General features: G+C 46.3%; 17 protein-coding genes and 1 CRISPR repeat array. Of the genes, 6 read left to right on the forward strand and 11 right to left on the reverse strand.

Annotation, left to right across the window (positions count from 1 at the left end):
- Window positions 1–137: 137 nt before the first annotated feature.
- The 5 genes from hemW to LVJ88_RS02095 all read right to left on the reverse strand — a co-directional run bounded on the left by hemW (window position 138) and on the right by LVJ88_RS02095 (window position 3,294).
- Window positions 138–1,313 (reverse strand): radical SAM family heme chaperone HemW, encoded by a 1,176-nt coding sequence (gene hemW, locus LVJ88_RS02075; RefSeq protein ID WP_085418501.1) that lies wholly within the window; start codon window positions 1,311–1,313, stop codon window positions 138–140.
- A 6-nt stretch (window positions 1,314–1,319) separates the two neighbouring features.
- Entirely contained in the window at window positions 1,320–1,811 is a 492-nt protein-coding gene (locus LVJ88_RS02080) for a hypothetical protein (protein ID WP_085418500.1), read from the reverse strand.
- 95 nt (window positions 1,812–1,906) lie between these two features.
- Window positions 1,907–2,341, reverse strand: a complete 435-nt coding sequence (locus LVJ88_RS02085) for a hypothetical protein (protein ID WP_143773665.1) — start codon at window positions 2,339–2,341, stop codon at window positions 1,907–1,909.
- Between the two features lie 100 nt (window positions 2,342–2,441).
- Window positions 2,442–3,050 (reverse strand): RdgB/HAM1 family non-canonical purine NTP pyrophosphatase, encoded by a 609-nt coding sequence (gene rdgB / locus LVJ88_RS02090; protein ID WP_085418498.1) that lies wholly within the window; start codon window positions 3,048–3,050, stop codon window positions 2,442–2,444.
- On the reverse strand, window positions 3,043–3,294 hold the full coding sequence (locus tag LVJ88_RS02095) for an NGO_0222 family membrane protein (protein ID WP_085418497.1): 252 nt from the start codon (window positions 3,292–3,294) through the stop codon (window positions 3,043–3,045). Before LVJ88_RS02095 ends, rdgB begins: the two co-directional genes overlap by 8 nt.
- Window positions 3,295–3,817: 523 nt before the next feature.
- On the opposite strand from LVJ88_RS02095, the gene LVJ88_RS02100 reads away from it, so the two are divergent.
- From LVJ88_RS02100 to LVJ88_RS02110, 3 genes are all read left to right on the forward strand, one after another.
- Window positions 3,818–5,032, forward strand: a complete 1,215-nt coding sequence (locus tag LVJ88_RS02100) for a tyrosine-type recombinase/integrase (RefSeq protein ID WP_198941578.1) — start codon at window positions 3,818–3,820, stop codon at window positions 5,030–5,032.
- Window positions 5,033–5,402: 370 nt separating this feature from the next.
- On the forward strand, window positions 5,403–5,582 hold the full coding sequence (locus tag LVJ88_RS02105; RefSeq protein ID WP_158087943.1) for a helix-turn-helix transcriptional regulator: 180 nt from the start codon (window positions 5,403–5,405) through the stop codon (window positions 5,580–5,582).
- A gap of 1,588 nt (window positions 5,583–7,170) precedes the next feature.
- Window positions 7,171–7,923, forward strand: a complete 753-nt coding sequence (locus LVJ88_RS02110) for a hypothetical protein (RefSeq protein ID WP_085418493.1) — start codon at window positions 7,171–7,173, stop codon at window positions 7,921–7,923.
- Between the two features lie 298 nt (window positions 7,924–8,221).
- Here LVJ88_RS02110 and LVJ88_RS02115 read toward each other — a convergent pair whose 3' ends face one another.
- The 4 genes from LVJ88_RS02115 to csm6 all read right to left on the reverse strand — a co-directional run bounded on the left by LVJ88_RS02115 (window position 8,222) and on the right by csm6 (window position 11,939).
- Window positions 8,222–9,229 (reverse strand): IS5 family transposase, encoded by a 1,008-nt coding sequence (locus LVJ88_RS02115; protein WP_244694179.1) that lies wholly within the window; start codon window positions 9,227–9,229, stop codon window positions 8,222–8,224.
- Between the two features lie 103 nt (window positions 9,230–9,332).
- Window positions 9,333–10,478, reverse strand: a complete 1,146-nt coding sequence (locus tag LVJ88_RS02120; protein ID WP_158087942.1) for a Card1-like endonuclease domain-containing protein — start codon at window positions 10,476–10,478, stop codon at window positions 9,333–9,335.
- A 34-nt stretch (window positions 10,479–10,512) separates the two neighbouring features.
- Window positions 10,513–10,764 carry a CRISPR-associated protein Csx16 gene (gene csx16, locus LVJ88_RS02125; protein WP_233127589.1) on the reverse strand — a complete coding sequence of 84 codons (252 nt, stop codon included), beginning with the start codon at window positions 10,762–10,764 and terminating at the stop codon, window positions 10,513–10,515.
- 62 nt (window positions 10,765–10,826) lie between these two features.
- Entirely contained in the window at window positions 10,827–11,939 is a 1,113-nt protein-coding gene (gene csm6, locus LVJ88_RS02130; protein ID WP_085418489.1) for a CRISPR-associated ring nuclease Csm6, read from the reverse strand.
- Between the two features lie 923 nt (window positions 11,940–12,862).
- On the opposite strand from csm6, the gene cas2 (LVJ88_RS02135) reads away from it, so the two are divergent.
- The 3 genes from cas2 (LVJ88_RS02135) to cas2 (LVJ88_RS02145) are packed head-to-tail and all read left to right on the forward strand — an operon-like array spanning window position 12,863 to window position 14,463.
- Window positions 12,863–13,141, forward strand: a complete 279-nt coding sequence (cas2, locus tag LVJ88_RS02135) for a CRISPR-associated endonuclease Cas2 (RefSeq protein ID WP_085418488.1) — start codon at window positions 12,863–12,865, stop codon at window positions 13,139–13,141.
- Between the two features lie 18 nt (window positions 13,142–13,159).
- On the forward strand, window positions 13,160–14,143 hold the full coding sequence (gene cas1 / locus LVJ88_RS02140) for a CRISPR-associated endonuclease Cas1 (RefSeq protein WP_085418487.1): 984 nt from the start codon (window positions 13,160–13,162) through the stop codon (window positions 14,141–14,143).
- Window positions 14,140–14,463: a CRISPR-associated endonuclease Cas2 gene (cas2, locus tag LVJ88_RS02145; RefSeq protein WP_085418486.1), complete on the forward strand. Its 324-nt coding sequence runs from the start codon at window positions 14,140–14,142 to the stop codon at window positions 14,461–14,463. The genes cas1 and cas2 (LVJ88_RS02145) overlap by 4 nt, the downstream gene beginning before the upstream one ends.
- Before the next feature lie 335 nt (window positions 14,464–14,798).
- Window positions 14,799–18,148: a CRISPR direct-repeat array (repeat unit 36 nt; unit sequence GTCTTAATCCCCGAATGGTGGGGCTTTGTTTTCAAT).
- Window positions 18,149–18,214: 66 nt separating this feature from the next.
- Here the strand turns inward: cas2 (LVJ88_RS02145) and cas6 are convergent.
- Together cas6 and LVJ88_RS02155 are read right to left on the reverse strand one after the other, a co-directional pair.
- Window positions 18,215–19,180, reverse strand: coding sequence for a CRISPR system precrRNA processing endoribonuclease RAMP protein Cas6 (gene cas6 / locus LVJ88_RS02150; RefSeq protein ID WP_085418485.1), 966 nt, complete (start codon window positions 19,178–19,180; stop codon window positions 18,215–18,217).
- A 139-nt stretch (window positions 19,181–19,319) separates the two neighbouring features.
- Window positions 19,320–20,978 (reverse strand): hypothetical protein, encoded by a 1,659-nt coding sequence (locus LVJ88_RS02155; RefSeq protein ID WP_085418484.1) that lies wholly within the window; start codon window positions 20,976–20,978, stop codon window positions 19,320–19,322.
- Between the last annotated feature and the right edge of the window lie 17 nt (window positions 20,979–20,995).

The raw sequence follows: 20,995 nt of genomic DNA on the forward strand, positions 1-20,995 counted from the left end.
TGTGTTTTTAAATTAATCGTTATGCTTGGAAATGTTTCGGCACGTTTGATCAACGGTGTAATAAAGGCCGCAGTTTTGAGAAAAGGCCGTTTGATTTTTTCAGACGGCCCCGTTTCGCTTGATGAGGGCAGATACTTTTACAAAAAGCACTGCAACAAATCATTTAAAAACCGCCGCCCCAGTTCAGACGGCCTGAAAAACAGCGGGTCGTTGTCCAGCAGACCTTGCTGCTGCGCGGTGCGGATTTGCGCGGCGATGTGTGCGGGCGAGATGCCGGTGCGCTCTTGCAGCCACGCAGCGGGCACGCCGTCGGTGAGGCGCAGGGCGTTCATCATGAATTCAAACGGCAAATCTTCGGCGGCCACGGTTTTGCGTTCGATGGCATCGGTCGGGTTGCCCTTCATGGCGGCGAGATAATCGTTGGGGTGGCGTTTGCGGGTGGTGCGCTCGATGCGGGTAGGGTAGGAAATCTTGCCGTGCGCGCCCGCACCGATGCCGATGTAGTCGCCGAACTGCCAGTAATTGAGGTTGTGGCGGCATTGTTGCCCGGGGCGGGCGAATGCGGATGTTTCGTAATGCTCGAAACCTGCGCTCAAAAGCTCGGCGTGAACGGCATCTTCGATATCTTGCGCCGTTTCGTCTTGCGGCAGGCCTTTGGGCGGTGTGTGGCCGAAGGGTGTGTTTGGTTCCATCGTCAAATGGTAGGCACTGATGTGGCTTGCGCCGGTGGCGATGGCGGTTTGGATGTCGGATAAGGCCGTCTGAACGGTTTGGTTCGGCAGTGCATACATGATATCGACGTTGACTTTGTCGAACAGGCCGAGAGCGGTTTCGATGGCATTCAGGGCTTCGCTGCGGTTGTGGATGCGCCCCAATGCGCCGAGTGCGGCATCGTTGAAACTCTGTACGCCGATAGAAAGCCGCGTGATGCCTGCGTCTTTAAACCCCTGAAATTTTTCTTTTTCAAACGTGCCGGGGTTAGCTTCGAGCGTGATTTCGGCTTGCGGTTGCAGCCTGACAAGCGAACGGATGCCGCCGAGCAGACGGTCTATCGAGGCCGCCTGAAACAGGCTGGGGGTGCCACCGCCGATAAAAACCGTTTCGACGGGCCGCCCCCACACATTGGGCAGCTCGGTTTGCAGGTCGGCCAGCAGCGCATCAATATAGGTTTGTTCGGCCAAATCGCTTTTGGCTTGATGCGAGTTGAAGTCGCAATACGGACACTTGCGCACGCACCACGGGATGTGGATGTAGAGCGATAAGGGGGGCAGGGCTGTAAGGTAGCCGGGTTGGGAAAAAGTGATTTGAGACATGAATATTTACAAAGCTTTTTGAATCAAGCGGTTGATTTGGGGTGCGCGGAAAACCAATATGAGGCCGATAACGAGTTCTGCCGCAGTCATGATAATGGCCGAAGATTGGTCGGCGGTAAGCATCTTCCATACATCTGTTTGATAAGTATTGGTAAACGCTTGGTAAAGGCTGAACCAATAAATGCCGTCTCTTAATGCGTTAGACAAGGTCCAAATGCCGATTAGGATAATGCCTGTCGTCAGCCACGGGGCAGGGTGTTTGGGTATGGTCTGTTGTTCCTGTTGGACTTGGGGCAGCAGAATATTGGCAATCGTGGCCGGAAAAAACCACAGCACCAGCCAGCAGATTGCATAAACCAGATAAAGCGGAGCCATTTGCAGGGGCGAGATGTTTTCATCAAAAGCATACGCGCCGACAAACCCTGAATTAAGGGTATGGATACACCATACGATCACGAAAAGACGTATGGCAACAATCAATATTTGTTTGGGAGACATAGCAAATTTTCTGAATATTTATGTGAAAAATGAGTAAGTGATTGAGGTCGTCTGAAAAGTAAATAGGTGGTTTTCAGACGGCCTTATCAAAAATATTAAGAAGCCACTTTTCGAATGAGGCCGCTAAACAAAGTCGGTTTTATGCATAAGGCCAGCCCGAAAATCATGGTTATGCCGTTATATATAATAGCCCGTGAAGAAACGATGCTTGTGCCGATTGGATCCGTAGCCGCAAAAGCATAGTAGAAATCGATGCTCAAATTGGCTAGAGCCGGCACTGCCATCCATATCCCCATCAAAACCAAACCGGTGTTTAACCACAGTGCAGCGCTCTGAGGCATGTTTACTTTCTCTTCGCTGTGCACGGGCAAAACTTTTTCAGCAATGCGCGGTGCGAATTTCCACAATAGTCCCCATACGGCAAACCAAACAAAGAAAAGCACTATTTCCAGCAAGAGCAGATAAACGGCATCTTCCTCACGTAAAATGATTTCTATATGTGCCAATATTGAAGAAAAAGAAACGCCCACAAAGCGCAAAAACGCATAAAAAAATCAGTAAACGGATAACGATAGCGGTAATTTGTTTCGGAGTCATAATAAGTTTTCAGACGGTCTGTTTTTATGGTTTTTATGGCTTATCGGGATACAGCAAATCAATTTTTTTCTTTAATTCTTCTAATGCCAACCCGCGGTGGCTGATGCGGTTTTTGGTATCGGGGTCAAGTTCGGCGGCGGTGCAGCCCAACTCGGGCAGGTAAAAATGCGGGTCGTAGCCGAAGCCGTTTTCCCCCGCCGCCTGCTGCTGCCAAACGCCGCGCCAGATGCCTTCGGCGATAATCGGCTGCGGATCGTTTTCATGGCGCACCAAAACCAGCACGCAAACGTAATAGCAGCTTTGATCGGCCTTGTCGGCCAGTTCGGCGGACAATTTGGCATTGTTGGCAACATCGGATTTCGGGTTTTCACCGGCGAAACGTGCCGAATAAATGCCGGGTGCGCGACCCAAAGCAGGTGCGCAGATGCCGCTGTCGTCGGCCAATGCCGGTTTGCCGCTGTGTTTGCTGGCATGGCGGGCTTTGGCGATGGCGTTTTCAATAAAGGTAACGTGCGGTTCGGGGCATTCGGGCACATTGAACGCCGATTGCGGCAGCACTTCGATATGCCGGCCTGCAAACCAGCGGGAGAACTCTTTGAGTTTGCCGGCATTACCGCTGGCCAAAACGATTTGCTTAAACATGTTTGTTTTCCTGCTGTTCCGCCTGTATCCGCGCAGCTTGAACGGCTTTATTCCGTGCCACTTGGCGGATATAGAGGGCGAGACAGGCAATCTGGCCGAACACGGCTGCAAAGGCGAATAAGAAAGCAGCTACGGCAAATTGTTTGCTTTCGATGGAAAGCAGCCAACTTCCGAGCAATACTAAAGTCATGAATAAAAGCGTAAAAAAGGCAATGCCGAGCAGATAGGTTTTGCGGGCGTTCATACAGTGCTTGCGGGGATAAAAGAAAGGCATTATAGCGGAGAATCAAGGTGCAAGGGCAGGCGGGTTTGTATAGTTAATCAACTTAGACTTTGCTACGGCGTTGCTGCGTCTTAGCTCAAGGAAAATGATTGTGTAAGCCGCTAAAGCGGCAACAGAATCGGTGCTGTGCTGCCTGCGGCTTGCTGTTTTGTATTAAAAATAAGCTGATTGACTATGAGATAGAGAGAATAGAGATAAGGCGTTTAAGCAGAAGGAAAATCTACTTCGGCATGAAGTTTTATGTGCCAATAAAAATAAAAAACAAAGCAAAAAAACAAACAGCACAGAAAAATCTGTGCTGTTTTGTTAAATATTTGGCGGAGTGGACGTCTGCCATATATAGTGCCGTATTGTTATTTGCCATTTCAATAGTAATTTTCAATTCATATAGTTATAAATTTACCAGTACCAGATAGACCTATATTGTGCCATGATATCACTTTAAAAATGGTACACAAAATGGTACATATAATGGAAGAGGTGCATGATGGGTAAAATTTTAAAAAACTCTGATATTTTAAAAATCAAAGCCGGAGAGAAGGCGATTGCCCAAGGCAGCGTACAGGGTCTTCAATACCGTCCTTCTGCAACGACGAATGGGCATGGCCAATGGATTTTCAGATATGTGAATCCCGAAGACGGTAGAAGAAAACAGATCAGCCTGGGTGTATTTCCTGATGTAGATGTCAATGCAGCTGTCAAATTGGCTTCCGAATATCGTTCCAAGCTGTCACAGGAAATTGATCCTCACAAAGAAAAGAAGCTGGAAAAGCACAATCAAAGCATTCCCACTTTTCACGAAGCTGCAATCAAACTTCATTCGATCTTGGAACCTAAATGGAAAAACCCAAAGCATAGCCGGCAATGGATTAATACTTTAAAACAATATGCTTTTCCGGTTATTGGGCACTGTCGAATGAATGAGATTAAGGCCGCTGATATAGAAAAGGTACTCTCGCCTATTTGGAATGAAAAACAAGAAACAGCCGTAAGGGTTCGTCAGCGTATCGGCAGTATCTTTGATTGGGCAATAGCATCCGAATATTGTCAGTTTAATCCGGTTCCGGCGACACACTATCTGCTTGCGCCTCCGACACCTAAAAAACAGCGTGTAGAACATTTTCCGGCTATGCCGTGGAAAGATATTCCGGAATTTATTGCCAAACATTTGAGGAATGGGGAACACTACAATGTAACAAGGTATATTGTGGAGTTTGTCATTCTGAGTGCGTGCCGTTCAGGAGAAGCTCGCGGGATGGTTTGGGAGGAAGTGGATTTTTCCAATCGAATTTGGACTATTCCGGCTGAGCGTATGAAAACAAAAGCAGTGCACCGAATTCCTTTAACGGACCGAATGTTGGAAATACTAAGCATTCTCAGGGAGTTTGATACCCAATTCGTATTTCCGTCGCCGTCGAAACAACAGCAATTGTCGGACATGGCATTAACGTCTTTCCTACGCAAACATTCGGCGCACAGCAATATTAAAGGCCGGGTGGCAACCATGCACGGTTTCCGTTCCAGTTTTAGAGATTGGTGCTCTGAAAACGGGAAGGATCCCATACAGGCTGAAAGGGCATTGGCTCATACGGTCAAAAATTCCGTAGAAGCTGCTTATCACCGGACGGATCTATTGGAACAGCGTTTTGTACTCATGCAGGATTGGTCTAATTTCTTAGGCAGCTATCATAAAGAGTGAGATCGGATTTAACGGAGAACCATATATATAGCCCACACATAAGCCTATATAGTTAATAGAATATTTGACAAATTTCTTTAATTTTTTTTAAAATATTGACGTTCGATATCCATTGCATGATGGACTGCTTTAAAGCAACCTCAGAGACAGAATTGGATGGTCTGAGAACCGCTCCCCCAGGCCCGTAGCTCAGGTAAAAACGATCTGATTCAGTTTGACCCTGATATTTTAAGGTGTCTCATAAAATTGTTAAAATTTGCCCAACTGAAAATATTACGTCCAATGCCCGAATAGCTGTAACTCGGTGCTGCGGTGGGGTGGTTGGCGAATAAAGAAAAACCGAGTTTCCTTTTTTATGAAGGGAAACATTATGTTACTCACAAGAAAAGAAGTGGCTAAGAAATTGGCGCTTTCTGCGAGTAAATTGGATGAAATCCGCAAAAACGATATCACTTTTCCGCAACCTCTGTATTTGACTGAGTCAAAAAAGATGATTCGATGGAAAGACTCCGATGTCGAAGCATGGATTGAGTCCAAACGGATTTTTTAAAACCATACAACGCTGCATTTTTGCAGCGTTTTTTATTTGTGAAAGTGTTAAATAAAATAGCGGGCCGAAGCCCGCTATGTATTCATTATCTATTTTATCTTTGATAAGCATTTGGATAGATATACACGGTTTTACCTGTCGGCTTACCGTAGGTTGTGTTGATTGGTTATTCCTGCACAGCCAAGTGCAGGCAGTTCTCGGCGGCCAAGCCGAGAACTATTCCGGTCGGTGTGCAGTGACCGGACTCCGATTTTCGCCTTCGCAGGCTCCGCCTCAACAACCGGCGGTCGAACCGCCGGTCATCAGCCGGCAGCCCGTTCAACGCCCGGATGCCATCCGGTTTGATTACGATGAGATTGTTCGTTTGCCCGTTCCTTTCGTATCCCTCACGGGACTTACCTTTGCACGCTGAACTCGCGCTCGGGTACGCAGCTTACGCTTTCCTACTCAGACACTCTCCCGGTCTTTTACCCTTTTCGCCGGTACCACCCGTACGTTTTATGGGCAGTCAGACTTTCCCAAGTTAGTTTGTTGTTACTGCATCATTCCTAGCTGTCGCCTCACATAAATATCCATACCCTACGGCTACCCGGTAACCCGGTTTCAGTCGGTAAAGAGTCCACAAACCCTGACTTACTGGATATTTTGCTTCTTACGGCTCATTCAGTCCACAGCCTCCTCATCCCATCATGAGGTATTCGGATGATTCAACACAGCGCCATTCGGCATCAGTTTCCCGACCCGTTTCGGCTACCGTTACACGCTTAAGCTCTCAACGACCCCGGATTTCTCCGGGTGCCGGCATACCAAGATTTCTCCCGTACGCCCTACAACATTTCTGTTGCACCGCAGCCGTCGTGTGTTGCATACGTCACGCTCTTTCGATACGTCCCGCAGGCCGGACTCTACCGGCTTTCACAAACAAACAGGTCGGTTCCGCATTACTGCGGCCGCCGTTTCCTTGTCGCCCGTTCTTGAAGGCCGAAACGGATTGGGTCGAATCGGGGAGTTTCACCCCGAAGCGCCCTTCGTAGTCGTACCAGCACCATTACGTGCATACGACTTCGGCAAACTGGACGGTTTGGCAGACCATCTCGATCTCATCACGTTGGGGGCTAGCCAACGATTAACAGGTGTGGCTAGCACCATCGGATAGGGTGATTGTAAGGGGTCTCCTTTTGCCGAGATAGGGGCTTTGCTCCCTATCTCGGACTCTTCTATATTTGCTGCCCCTACCTGACTTAAAAATAAAGCCCCAACCCTTGATAATCCTAGTGGGTTGATTACATACCCAAATTTTAAAATTTGGCGTATGATATCTGCAACACAACATAAAAACACAACTGAATACGGTAAACACAAAAAGTAAAAGATCAGGTGTAACAAGAGAGAAATGCGGCCAGGCATTTCGAATCGGATACCGATATTGTTTATTGTTGAGTGGTTTCTCGAAAGAAAGGATGCTGACGAACAGATAGCCTAAGTTGACCAACCGGTTTGGTAATGATGCGCATAGCGCCCGAACAAACTATATGGGTCGGAGGAAAAAACACTCCGGCTCCCCATAACATTTTGTCGAGGAGTGCAGATGATGCCATCCCAAACCCAAACCCAAACCGGATTGTTAATTTTTACCTGCCGTTCCATCTATATGCAGAGAATTGCCGATGCTGTAGAGGACGGCTACGAGTATTACGTCTGCGGTGAAGTGCCGACGGTAAAGCTGCCTGTATTGGTAGATAAATTTACCGTTAACTTCCCCCTACATCACTCGCCCAAACAACGCTACCGTGCGCGTCAGAAAGGTAAAAGCAGCACAAAATTGCTGTGCTACCGTCACGATAAGGAGCCGGATAAAGTCCGGTTTATTTTGCTGCACCGTCGCAATAAAAACAGCGATTTGCCCAAAGGTGAGCAATGGCAGATGGTCACCAACCGCCATACCCGGATTCACAGTAGCGGTTATGAGCTGGTGCGCCTGCCGAATGAACGCAAACCGGACAGCCCCAAGAAACCGTTGAAACCTTACCGGTGGTCGTGGCAGTATACCGGGCAGCGCATGAGCGATTTTGAAGCGGATATAAAACGGGCGGTGGTTCGCAAGTCGGAAGCAGATTATTTGGCGTTGTTCGAAAGACTCTCCCGCACATTAGGCTTCGCAGGTGCGCGACAGCAGGCATTCGGTTTGCTGAAGCGTATGGAAAGTGAATGGTTGAAAACAACCGGCCGGAAACCGCCCCGGCATTTTAATGGCAAGCTGCCTACGGTAATGCGGTTGAAGAATGAAGGGATTACTTTGGCTGAATTGTTAAAAAATCAAAAAATTAAACTCAAAATTTGATTAAATTGTAATGCAACAAGCTAACCAACAAATGATAAAGAACTATCCCAATTTAGCAACGTACTAAGTCATTCTTTTTAGTCAAAACAGAAAAACGTTGTAAAAAATAAGCCCGATGTATGTAACCATCGGGCTTTTATGCTCAAAAGTTATTTCAAACCGAGACCTTTGCAAAACCCCACGCCAACAAACAGCCGGAACATGCTTCATCATGTTCCGGCTGTTTTTGCGTAAAAATCAGGCAAATTACCCCTGAAATCCCCTTAAAGTGCCTCATTATGAGGCACTGCCTGCCTGTTCAGGCAGCAACAGGCACACCTATCCTGTTGGCCGCCTTCAACAGGTTCACACACATCGCCTTCAGGTGGCTTTGCGCCCTCACTTTGCCCAACCCGAAATAGGCTGCCCGGCCATAGCGGAATTTGCGGTGCAACGTACCAAAGCTTTGTTCCACCACATAGCGCACTTTCGCCAGCCGGCCGTTGCGGATTTTCTGCTCTTGGCTTAACGGGCAGCCACGGTGTGCTTTTTGCATGATGCCGTCTTTCAAGCCGCACGCTGCCAAATGTTGTCGGTTCTCCCGGCTGTCGTAGCCTTTATCCGCATAGACGGTGCTGCCTTCTGCGATGTCCGCCGGTAATGGCAGCAGGTGTTTGCACTCATGAGCATTGGCCGGGGTGATGTGCAGTTTCTCAATATAGCCGTCCGCATCGGTGCGGGTGTGTTGTTTGTAACCGAGATGGAAGCGGCCGTCTTTTTTGATCCACTTGGCATCCGGGTCTTTGCCGGGGGTGGTTTCGCCACAGACAACGCCTTCGTCATCCACTTCGATAGCCTGACGCTGTTTGCCGCCGGCCGTCTGAATAATGGTGGCGTCAACGATGGCGGCGGATGCTTTCTCTACTTTTAAGCCCTTGTCAGCCAGTTGGCGGTTAATCAGATCCAGCAGTTCGGCCAAGGTGTTGTCTTGTGCCGGCCAGTTGCGGAAACGGCAGAGGGTGCTGTGGTCGGGAATGCAAAAGTCGTCGAAGCGGCAGAAGAGTTGGAAATCGATACGGGTGATGAGGCTGTATTCGAGTTCGGGGTCGGAAAGGCTGTGCCATTGACCGAGCAGGATGGCTTTGAACATGGATAACAGGGGATAAGCGGGACGGCCGCCGTTGTCGCGCACATAGCGGGTTTTGCGGCCGGTGAGGTATTGTTCGATGGGTGTCCGGTCAAGAATACGGTCGAGTTTGATGAGTGGGAAGCGGTCGAGATGTTTTTCGATGTGGTTGAGGGCATCGGTGTGTAAAAAGCTACTCATGAATAAAATCCTCTAAATTCTCGGAGTTTGATGTGAGTGGGAATTTAGAGGATTTTTGAGGGTTTTGCAAAGGTCTCAAACCGTTTAAAAAAAACGGGTTTACCTATGCTAGGTTCATCCATTTGGACAATAGGGTTTTTAACCCTGACAAACCTTGGCGTTCTATCAATTCAATTTGAGCGCCTTTAGCTCTATCGCGTATCGTATTTCTAGCACCATGCCCACCAGTTTCACGATAAGAAATCAGCGCAGCCCGTGTTTTCAATCCGCCTAATTTTTTTAGGGTTTCCAGCTTATAAAGGGCGTTGTCAGCTTCTTTTTTATTACTTGAAAAATTAGCAGTTTTACATTCCAGTACATGCAAAACATTATTGGCTAACACCACTACATCTAATTCATTATGTTGATTAGTATTTTTATCTGAATTTTCAATCTGTACATTTAAAGCAACATCTTGAACCCCTGGAATTTTGCGGATGACATCAAATACATAATCTTCAAACCAACCTCCGGCAACATACTTCTTAGTCTCTAAATCTGGAAAATGTAATTTTCCGTTTTGTTGGAATAGCAATTCATTGTCTTCCAAAAGATTTAATAAGTAATTAAAATTTTGTTGATACTGTTTTTCTACTTTTGGCATGTTTGCTGTTAAATCGTTTGAATGGGAAATAACATAATTCAATGCAGTCAAACCTTCTGCAAAATTATTGATTCCTTTTACCAATTCTTCCCATAATTTAGGCAAATTCCGTTGAGTCTGACGGTTAATCGTATAACCTTTTCGAACGGGATAGCCGTATAACTGCAAATAATCCTCAATTTTTATTTTTGAAGGCTGTAATACAAACTGCTCATTATTTTCTAAAAGTAAAACCCGATTATCCTTAGCGGTAAAATAAAATACGGGATAACCTTCATCACGAAACATGCCGTAAGCCCCGATTGCCATTAATTTGGTGCCGCCTGTAACATTCAAAGCTACTTTTTGTTTATCAATGTTTAAGAGCAAGTTGAAAATCTCTTCACGCACACTCTGGATATCATATTCGTCATGCAAATCAAATATTTGAACATTAACACGGCAACGGTTTTTCATCACTTCGGCCAACGTTTCCGCCTTTTTTTTCATTGGTTCCGTAGCCAATAAAATAACCTCTTGAGGGCGAAAGTCTTCCGCCAAAACCGGAATAAAATTCGGTAACGCCTGATCCGATACCAAGCATACATGTACATCAAACTTTTTCATCCTTATTATTCCTTTCATTTTTTCATATATACAATCAATCCCACGCCCGAACATCAAAACGACGCAAACATGCGCCCATTCCGTTCATTTCATCGGCAGAATATTCCGAACCGCGCAACTGCAATTTTTGCGGCAGTTGCAGAAAATAAAAAGCCGCGCCCTTCACACATACCTCTGCCGCCAAGTGCAAAGGCAATGTTCCCAATACCATATCACCGGCTTCAATCTTTGCCGTGTCTAAATGCGGCAGGAAGCAATCAACCTTCCACTCGGTTTGATGCTTCATCCACTCAATTGCCCCTTGATGACGTGATACAAAATAAACCATATTTTTATATTTAACTTAACTCAAACAAATCGAATCAGGCTCTCATCCGTTGCCAAACGGTAAGATTTATAATTATATTCGCCGATGCTTTCTATAAAAAACAATGATGCGCGTCCTTGTAGTTTATCTTCAAGCTTCTTTTTCAAACGCGAGCTAACTTCTTGAACAAATCTTTTATCAGATTGGAATTTTTTTAACTGTCGTTCAATTTCCGCTTTGGTTTCAGAAGATTCTGATCGCAATTTTGGTTTTACCTTCACTAAAAAATTTAATACCTCTTTCGCAAAATCCACATCATCTTGGTTACCTCGACCCGTTAAATGTAAACAACGGGCTGGCTGATGCTTTTTGAAATGGGCAAAAGCTGCATAAATAGCAAAATCTTGGTGAGGCAGCTGAAATACGGCTCCTCCGCAACAGATTGTACGCTCCGCAACATTAATTTCCAGATCAAACTGCTGAAGGTCGCGTTGTGTCAGCTCAACCGCTTCCAAATAATTCCAATCATTCTTCAATAACGGCACAGATAAATTTTCACGCATCCGCACAAACGGAATATCTGCCAACATAACTTTAGCTTCCGCCGCATTTCTCATTCCCAATTTCGTATTTAAAAACCGGGTATCCTTATTCGGATAATAAAATTCAGGATGCTGCTCAAAAGCTTCTTCCACCAAAACATGCGATAAACGATCCTGGCTGCGGCCAAACAAAGACAACGCGTAGCCGATATAAAACCCCATTGATTTTCTGCCACCGGCAATCGACACATGCAACTCTGTTTTTTCATTGCTGCATAAATGATAAATAAACCGTACTATTTGGTCGGCCGCACAATCATTCTCTTCAGGTGTACGGATATCTGCCAACGGAACATTTGATTTATCTGCAATGACCTGAATTGTATCTTCGTTAAAACGAATGGCAGGTAGAGCATACTCCTCGCACAAACGATGGAAAAAACCATGTTTCCCCAAAAGATTATCAACAATCTGCCGTTTACCGATTGAAGTCGTCAATACCCAAAGCTCATCCGGAATCCAGTTTTTCTGCCGATATAGAGCAAACAATGTTTCCGTAATAATCTGCGGCGACATTCCTGTAACGGCAACTAAAATCTTCTTTTTATCCATTTCATATCCCAAACAACTAAATAATCATCTCACGAAAATAAATCGTATTTTGCTTTTTTGAAATTCGCCTTGTCCATAAATTTACAGCATAAATAATCAATTTATTTTATTCTCAACTTTTACATCGTTGCCTTCTAAGATTTCCTCAATTAAGAAAATGAAGACCGTTAAAATTTTAATCATATCTTTATCCCCTCTCAAATATAATTAAACAATAGGAATTTTGTATTCTGGTTAATATGCAGTGCCGATAACAGATTTAAACTATTATCAGCATTCTAAACACAACTACTTCTCCAATGCCTCGATAATCACCCTAGCCACCTCCTTCACAACCACCACGGCAACACCCCTAAAAACGTTATCCCACATATTTCTATCCTTTCAAAAATACAATCAAACGATATTGAGCATTTTTAGCTCTCTTTATAAAGTGCCGATAAAAGTCATACTCCATTACCGGCACTCCAACCGCCACTACTTCCTCAACGCATCCACAATCACCTCTACAACAGCCTTCAAAATTTCATTCCACATATCTCTTATCCTTTCTAAACACAACCAACAATGCCGAGGCTTTCCTTTCCCCTCTCAAATACAGTACCGATAACAAATCTATTACCGGCAGTAAACACAACTACTCCTCTTCCAACGCCTCCACAATCGCCTCAGCCACCTTCTCCACTACCACCACAGCCACAACTGTCAAAATTTGACCCCACATATCTCTTATCCTTTCTAAAAATAACCAACAAAACAAAGTAGTTATCTACTATCTACCCTTAAGATACAGTGCCGATAACCAAATTTCTTATCGTGCTCTCGATGAAACGTATTATCCCGGCAAGCCCGAATCCCTACATCAAGTACAAATTTGTTTTTTAACAAAAGCACGATAAAATACAACCAAGGGGAAATATCACATGAGTAAACGAGAGCATTACGTCTTTGCTTACGACATAAGCAACAGCCGCCGACAATATCAAATCCGAAAAATCCTGAAAGCCTATACCATCGGCCATCAGAAATCACTTTACGAATGCTGGCTTACCTCAAGCGAGCATCACAATCTCTGTTTGGCAATCAATAAGATCATTCGAAGCCCAGACAAAATACTCACGTTCAAAATGCCTTCGGCAGACCACAGCAAAATGTACGGCACCGCCACACGTTTGTATTACCAACCGTTTCTCATCATCTAACCATACAGAATAAGAAAAATGACCACCTTATTTATAGACAAACGAAACCTTCAACTTAAAGCCGATAGTGAAGCACTCGTTTTTTACGACAGCAATACCGCAGAAAAACTGGGAACCGTTCCCATCCGCTTGCTAGAAAGAGTATGTATTCACGGAGATTTACAGCTGTCCGCCTCCGTATTGGGAAAATTAGGAAAACACGGTATCGGCTTATTAGTACTAAACGGCCGAAAAAAAGAACCCGTATTAATGATGCCCAATTTGCAGGTTGACGCCAAACGCAGAGCAGCCCAATTCAGCGCAGCCCAAGACCAAGCATTCTGCCTGGCACAAGCCAAATATTGGATAAACAGCAAAATCAATGCCCAATTTGCCACCGTACAGCAAGCCGCCGAAAAAAATCACCACCTACACCCCCATGCAGAAACCCTGCAAAACATACTCAAAAACATTACCGATTGCCCCGATTTAGACAGCCTTCGAGGTCATGAAGGAGCCGCTTCCGCACATTACTTCACCGCCTGGCAGCACATCCTACCCGCCTCACTCAACTTCAAAGGCAGAAACCGCCGCCCCCCGCGAGACCCCTTCAACACCGTACTCTCACTCGGCTACACCCTGCTGCACTTCGAAATCGTCCGCCGCATTTACCTGATCGGTTTAGATCCCTTTGTCGGATTTTTCCATACCATCACACACAGCCGGGAATCCCTAGCCTCAGACCTACTCGAACCCCTGCGCCCCGAATACGACCAATGGGCAGCAGAATGCTTTCACCAAAAAATACTCCGACCCGAAGACTTTACCCAAAAACAAGAAGCCTGCCTGATGGGCAAAGCAGCACGCATCCGCTTCTATAGCGAGATCGAACATTTCCTGCAACACATCCAACCCAAACTCTTCCAAGCATCACGCCGGCTACTGGCAGAATTAGGCAACCACAGCCGGCAAGATCCCGCCGATTTCGACTACACCGAAACACACTGGGAGCAAACACAATGAAATGGCTGATCGCATACGACATCACCTGCCCCAAACGCCTGCAAAAAATCTACCGTTGCCTGTGCAACCACGCCTTACCCCTGCAAGACAGCGTTTTTCTACTCAAAGGCAGCGAAGCCGATTACCAAGCCTGCCATCAAGACCTAATACCACAAATACACCCCAAAGAAGACAACTTACGGATATACGCCCTGCCCGAACACACACCCATCGTCCACTTCGGCAAACGCCCCCTGCCCGAAGGCATCGTTTGGAGCGGTATCGCCTTACAAATCATGCCCCTGCCCGCAATTACCGACACAACCCAAGAGCAAAAATAATGCCCATCCATCAAACTTATGGACAGGCTACAAAACAAATACACCGCAAATTTTCAGACGGCCTAAACTTTCAGACGGCCTAAACCCTACTCCACCAATTGCAGGACATCGCGGTCATCTCACCAGACCAATCCCGCATTCAACCGTAGGGCGGGCATCCCTGCCCGCTGTTCTCACAAACAAGGCACAGCTGCGGGCAAGGATGCATGCCCTACTATAAGGCCGTCTGAAAATGTTTGCCGTACTGTTCAGACGGCCTTTGCAGTTGAGCTCAATTCCCAATGGCGGGGCTTTGTTTTCAATTTTGTAAACGACCGTGAAGGTTTGGTCGTGAGGTCTTAATCCCCGAATGGTGGGGCTTTGTTTTCAATATGAACAAAAACGTCATTGCATTTGATATTGAGTCTTAATCCCCGAATGGTGGGGCTTTGTTTTCAATGTCTGAAATGAATTACATCCGCAACGCCTACAAAGTCTTAATCCCCGAATGGTGGGGCTTTGTTTTCAATGAATTGTCTATTGCTTTCATGAAACGCATGGCAGGTCTTAATCCCCGAATGGTGGGGCTTTGTTTTCAATTCCTAACTCCGGTACAGACGAATGGGAAGAGTTTGTCTTAATCCCCGAATGGTGGGGCTTTGTTTTCAATGTTATACAGGATGTTTCCCACCAAGAATACAGTCTTAATCCCCGAATGGTGGGGCTTTGTTTTCAATTTTTAAAACAGGAGCATAACGATGACTAAGTTATAGTCTTAATCCCCGAATGGTGGGGCTTTGTTTTCAATCTGTGTTGGTTATTTGTTCGTTTCATTTCTGTGTCTTAATCCCCGAATGGTGGGGCTTTGTTTTCAATCGCATCAGCACATCGTTTACCGGCAGCTTGGCAAGTCTTAATCCCCGAATGGTGGGGCTTTGTTTTCAATATATGCCGAGGAAGATATACAGGCGGCTTTTATGTCTTAATCCCCGAATGGTGGGGCTTTGTTTTCAATCAACAGTAAGGCCGACCAAGTGCCGTGCAAAGAGTCTTAATCCCCGAATGGTGGGGCTTTGTTTTCAATCGTGTATACCGAGGCTTACCAAACGGCTGAATCGTCTTAATCCCCGAATGGTGGGGCTTTGTTTTCAATAGAGAGGCCGCATTTAAACGAGCTTATCTACGTCTTAATCCCCGAATGGTGGGGCTTTGTTTTCAATTACACAAGGGGATACTATTGTAGTGCGATACGAGTCTTAATCCCCGAATGGTGGGGCTTTGTTTTCAATTTATCGGCTTAAGCCAAGCGGAAGCCGCCGAGCAGTCTTAATCCCCGAATGGTGGGGCTTTGTTTTCAATACAGACGGAATTTGCTAAAAAAATCCAATCAAGTCTTAATCCCCGAATGGTGGGGCTTTGTTTTCAATCAGCAAAGCGACCAATGTGGCATTGTTTAAGTCTTAATCCCCGAATGGTGGGGCTTTGTTTTCAATTATTTATATTGTTAATAAAAGAAATCTAGATACGTCTTAATCCCCGAATGGTGGGGCTTTGTTTTCAATTAAATGTCGAGGCCGATGGTGAAGGTTCTATTACGTCTTAATCCCCGAATGGTGGGGCTTTGTTTTCAATTATTTATATTGTTAATAAAAGAAATCTAGATACGTCTTAATCCCCGAATGGTGGGGCTTTGTTTTCAATAAAAGCGGCTAAACAAATAGAAGAGGCCACGAAGTCTTAATCCCCGAATGGTGGGGCTTTGTTTTCAATTTAAAAGCTCACTTTACCAAGGCTCAAGCCAACTGTCTTAATCCCCGAATGGTGGGGCTTTGTTTTCAATGTATTAGGCTTGGTAGAAGAACATGCTTATTCCGTCTTAATCCCCGAATGGTGGGGCTTTGTTTTCAATCCAAGAGTACTTTTACTCACTCACCGAAACCCAGTCTTAATCCCCGAATGGTGGGGCTTTGTTTTCAATTCAAATGAGTAGTAAGGCCGGCTGGAAATTTCGTCTTAATCCCCGAATGGTGGGGCTTTGTTTTCAATTTATGATTGGTGGGAAAGTGTTATTGCCAATATGTCTTAATCCCCGAATGGTGGGGCTTTGTTTTCAATCACTATACAGGTAAACAAGAAAGCTATAATAGGTCTTAATCCCCGAATGGTGGGGCTTTGTTTTCAATTAAACCGCTTCCGTCTGAACAAGCAAGGCAACAGTCTTAATCCCCGAATGGTGGGGCTTTGTTTTCAATGACTAAAGTCTTAAATGTATTAACACTGTTTGTGTCTTAATCCCCGAATGGTGGGGCTTTGTTTTCAATGTGATAGACTACATGGCTACTGAAAAGAAAGTGGGTCTTAATCCCCGAATGGTGGGGCTTTGTTTTCAATTGTGAAACATGAAAAGGCGGTATTAACTTGCAGTCTTAATCCCCGAATGGTGGGGCTTTGTTTTCAATAAAACGATTTGGTGTATGCGGCGGGATTATGAGTCTTAATCCCCGAATGGTGGGGCTTTGTTTTCAATTGCAATCCGCCCCCACTTAGGCAAATGTGTAGTCTTAATCCCCGAATGGTGGGGCTTTGTTTTCAATGTATCGAAACTTGAAAGAAATCGAGCTTCCGACGGTCTTAATCCCCGAATGGTGGGGCTTTGTTTTCAATTATCGAGGGTAAAGGAAACGACAGCATCATCAGGTCTTAATCCCCGAATGGTGGGGCTTTGTTTTCAATAAGTAACAGCAGAGCAGATAGCTAAATTCTTTGGTCTTAATCCCCGAATGGTGGGGCTTTGTTTTCAATCGTGATGGTAGATTGGAATGGTATGATTGTAAATGGTCTTAATCCCCGAATGGTGGGGCTTTGTTTTCAATCTCTAATCGATTCCGTGACCGTCACTCAGCAGAGAGTCTTAATCCCCGAATGGTGGGGCTTTGTTTTCAATTCCAATGTTCGCTTGGACGACAAGTATAAGATGGTCTTAATCCCCGAATGGTGGGGCTTTGTTTTCAATACATGGCCGCGTGTAGTACGGACAAGTTGGAGGTCTTAATCCCCGAATGGTGGGGCTTTGTTTTCAATCGTTCAGCGTCGCTGTTACGCTTTGGTATTTAGGTCTTAATCCCCGAATGGTGGGGCTTTGTTTTCAATGGAGAATATCGAGCAGTTGGGTCTGGATGTGGGTCTTAATCCCCGAATGGTGGGGCTTTGTTTTCAATTGTAAAAGTTTACAAAGAGTTGCCGCCGTCAATTGTCTTAATCCCCGAATGGTGGGGCTTTGTTTTCAATTCAACTAACAATGAAAGGCATTAAAAATGAAAGTGTCTTAATCCCCGAATGGTGGGGCTTTGTTTTCAATTAAACGATGATAAAAGATATTTTGTTTGTCATTGTCTTAATCCCCGAATGGTGGGGCTTTGTTTTCAATCCCTGTTTTGCTCGCTGATGGCACTATGGTTAGGTCTTAATCCCCGAATGGTGGGGCTTTGTTTTCAATTTACCGTTCTGAGTAGCAGAGCAGTGGATAATGAGTCTTAATCCCCGAATGGTGGGGCTTTGTTTTCAATTTAGAAATCACTCTAACCGTACTGTTACCTTTATGTCTTAATCCCCGAATGGTGGGGCTTTGTTTTCAATTGAAACACCTGAAGGTATCCGTGTGGCGATAGACGTCTTAATCCCCGAATGGTGGGGCTTTGTTTTCAATAGCAGGTCTGTTTTTCTCCTTTTAAAGTCAGTGGGTTGGAAACGGGGTTTCCAATCTTTTCAAAGTTTACAAAGTTAAACATGGGTTAACCTCTTTTATCTTGTAGCGTCCGTAGCCGAACACGGTTTCTTTGCCTATGTGCAGCCATTGTCCGAGGTGGAGCAGTTGGCTGAATGGTAACGGTAAATCTTGAAATTGCCAAGTGCCTATGGCTCCGCCTAAGTTGATGTGCTGTTGTTGGCGGTTTGAATAGCGGCTCCAGTCCAGCCATTGCAGTTGGTGGCGGCTTTTTATGTGTGCTGCGGCCTGCATCAAGCTTGGGTAATCGGTTTCCAAGTTCTGCCAATATAGGGTGGCGAGTGCGGATGTGCGTCTGACCAGCTGTTTGAGCAGGATTTCGGCGGTAAGGCGGCGGATGCCTAACACGCTGTTTTGCTGTTGCAGGCGCAAGGGGGTTTGGAAGGTGATTTCTATGTTTGCCGGATAGGATGCGGGCAAAACCAGGGTGTTGGGATGAGGTTCGATTTGGTTGTTGTGGTAAACGGATTGCCAGCAGCCGTTGTTTTCTACGGCTATGTCTTCCAATGTTCCTGTTGTGTTGTTTTTTGTTATGCCGCGCTTGAAGGCTTGGCCGAAAGCATAAGCGATAAGTGGAAGCTGTTGTCTGGCAGAGCCGAGCAATACGATATCGAATTGGTAGGTGCTGTCGGCAGAATGGTATCGGATGCCGTCTGAAAATGCTTCGATGATGTAGGGTTGCGGCGGGTTTTTGTGCTGGCTTTTGTTTAGCCGGTTGCTGGGCGGGGTGGCGAAAATGCAGCTGTACGGGCAGGTTTGCAGGAGGGTGCAGCCGCTGCATTCTTTTTGCCGTGTCATGCAGGCGGCTTTGCGCAGGGCGTGTCCGAATACGCCGCGCAAGGTGGAGCCTGCATAGGGCTGGAGGTGTAGGTCTTGGTTTAGGCGGAAGCTGAAGCGGTAGCGTGCGATGGGCAGCTCGGCCGGTAAGTTGAGTGGGTTTGCTGGGTTCATCATGAAACGGGTAATAAACGGCTGTGCTTTTTATCGGGTATCTGTCAAGGCGGTTGATGCGTGCGGCTGGTGCTTGTCGGCGGGCAAATGCGGGAGAGGCTGCCGGACGGGTTGGCCGATACGGCTGCCCGCCCCGCAGGGTTTATTCTCCGCGCAATTGGCGCAACAGGGCTTTGATTTCTTTTTCGCGTTTTCCTGCAAATAAACCGGGTTGCTGTTTGCTGATTTTGCCCCACGAGAAGGCTTCGGCGATGCTTTTTTGGGTTTGGGCATCGAAGTCTTGCGCTGCCTGCTGCAAGGCTTGGCTGAAGGCTTGGTACAGTTCGTTGTGCGCCTGCTGATTGCGGCTGTCGAATGTAAATTCGGCCAGTTTTTGTTGCCATTGGGCGATCAGCCGCTCTTCGGGTGGCATGGCTGCCAGTGCGGCGGCCTGCTCTGCGGCTTGACGTTGCTTTTCGGCTTCGGCTGCTTGTTTTTCCTGCTCGATGCGCTGTTGTTCCCGTTCTTGCGCCTGTTTGCGCTCTGCCGCCTGTTGGCGTTGTTGTGCTAATGCGGCGGTGATGGCGGCGGTATCGGTCAGGTGCGTGCCGTTGCGTTCGCACCATTGTTTTAAGGCGGCGTTGTCGCTTTTCAGGTCGATTTCGATCAATACCCAACCGAAAGGTAACAGGCCGTGGGTTTCTTTATCGGATTGGGCGGCAAGCCAAACGGTAGTGGTGTTAGATTGAAGCGTGTATCTGCCACCTTTGCCTTTAATAGCTATTTTTGCGTGGCCGTCTAATGTTTTGCTTTCGGCTCCGCCGTTTTTACCCAAACGCATCAACATGATTGTACCTTGCTCGAGCTGGGGCTTGAGGTCGTCAATGAGTTGGCGGGTTTGTTTCAACCATTCCGGGCTTACAAGGTTACGCTCTTCTAAAATTTGATTTTCTTTGTGCCAGCGTGGCAAATGGTAGGTATTGACGTAGATAGCCAACTGTTTTAAGTCTATGGGCTGTAAACCGGCATTGGGTAGTTTCCGTTCGGGATTTTTGATATAGGGTTGGTGAGCCAACAATAAATGTTGAATAGTGCATGCCGTCTGAAAGCGGCGGTATTGTGCATGCTGGATCGTTTCTCGGCGGCCTGTAACGCCTTTGGCGGCTTGGATTTTTCCGTCTTTTATAACGGCTTGTTTTTTGTGGTTGACGGCATATTGTATCTGCGTGGATACAGTTTCAAACGGCATGAAGTCTGCCGTTTTGAAAAGACGCATGATGTCGCTTGCAAAGCTGCCGAGCTTTTCGTTTTCGTATTTGGCTGCGCTGCGGCTGTTGGGCGCTTCAGCCGGTGGAGATTGACGTGTAAGCGCATCCAACAAGGCGGTGCGTACGCTTCCTTTAAACGCGCTGCCGGGAATATAGGGCTGATGGGTAAGCGGATTAACAGCCGTACATTCGATGCTTAGCTGGTTATGAACTTTTTTGCCGTTGCCTTCCTGCTGTACTGCTTTACCGAGTTTGTCGTTATATTCTCTCTCCAAAGCACGGCCGACACCTATGGCTTTATAGGCGCAATCTTGAAAGGTTGCGGCATGTTTTTTGAAATATTTTTGTATTTCGATGAAGTTGCCCCGTTGCGCTACGCTCATCAGCTCGTCGTATTGCGCTTTGTTTAATGTGGCTTGCGCGGGATCAAAAACATACATGATGCCGTCTGAAATCACATATTCGGTTGGCTGATAGTCCTCACCCGTACCCAAGTGCAGAGGCGACAAAGGGGTAAGGTAGAGATGATGTTGTTGTAAGAATGGTGCTGCCATGTTCTCTTCCGTTTCTT

Source organism: Neisseria dumasiana (assembly GCF_022870885.1).
Lineage (GTDB): Bacteria > Pseudomonadota > Gammaproteobacteria > Burkholderiales > Neisseriaceae > Neisseria > Neisseria dumasiana.

What these genes read in the sequence shown, in the direction of transcription:
- cas1 (WP_085418487.1), top strand. Translation starts at nt 13,160, where the DNA reads ATGACCACCTTATTTATAGACAAACGAAACCTTCAACTTAAAGCCGAT.
- cas2 (WP_085418488.1), top strand. Translation starts at nt 12,863, where the DNA reads ATGAGTAAACGAGAGCATTACGTCTTTGCTTACGACATAAGCAACAGC.
- LVJ88_RS02080 (WP_085418500.1), bottom strand. Translation starts at nt 1,811, where the DNA reads ATGTCTCCCAAACAAATATTGATTGTTGCCATACGTCTTTTCGTGATC.
- csx16 (WP_233127589.1), bottom strand. Translation starts at nt 10,764, where the DNA reads ATGAAGCATCAAACCGAGTGGAAGGTTGATTGCTTCCTGCCGCATTTA.
- cas2 (WP_085418486.1), top strand. Translation starts at nt 14,140, where the DNA reads ATGAAATGGCTGATCGCATACGACATCACCTGCCCCAAACGCCTGCAA.
- LVJ88_RS02115 (WP_244694179.1), bottom strand. Translation starts at nt 9,229, where the DNA reads ATGAGTAGCTTTTTACACACCGATGCCCTCAACCACATCGAAAAACAT.
- csm6 (WP_085418489.1), bottom strand. Translation starts at nt 11,939, where the DNA reads ATGGATAAAAAGAAGATTTTAGTTGCCGTTACAGGAATGTCGCCGCAG.
- LVJ88_RS02155 (WP_085418484.1), bottom strand. Translation starts at nt 20,978, where the DNA reads ATGGCAGCACCATTCTTACAACAACATCATCTCTACCTTACCCCTTTG.
- LVJ88_RS02100 (WP_198941578.1), top strand. Translation starts at nt 3,818, where the DNA reads ATGATGGGTAAAATTTTAAAAAACTCTGATATTTTAAAAATCAAAGCC.
- cas6 (WP_085418485.1), bottom strand. Translation starts at nt 19,180, where the DNA reads ATGATGAACCCAGCAAACCCACTCAACTTACCGGCCGAGCTGCCCATC.
- LVJ88_RS02110 (WP_085418493.1), top strand. Translation starts at nt 7,171, where the DNA reads ATGATGCCATCCCAAACCCAAACCCAAACCGGATTGTTAATTTTTACC.
- LVJ88_RS02105 (WP_158087943.1), top strand. Translation starts at nt 5,403, where the DNA reads ATGTTACTCACAAGAAAAGAAGTGGCTAAGAAATTGGCGCTTTCTGCG.
- rdgB (WP_085418498.1), bottom strand. Translation starts at nt 3,050, where the DNA reads ATGTTTAAGCAAATCGTTTTGGCCAGCGGTAATGCCGGCAAACTCAAA.
- LVJ88_RS02120 (WP_158087942.1), bottom strand. Translation starts at nt 10,478, where the DNA reads ATGAAAAAGTTTGATGTACATGTATGCTTGGTATCGGATCAGGCGTTA.
- hemW (WP_085418501.1), bottom strand. Translation starts at nt 1,313, where the DNA reads ATGTCTCAAATCACTTTTTCCCAACCCGGCTACCTTACAGCCCTGCCC.
- LVJ88_RS02095 (WP_085418497.1), bottom strand. Translation starts at nt 3,294, where the DNA reads ATGAACGCCCGCAAAACCTATCTGCTCGGCATTGCCTTTTTTACGCTT.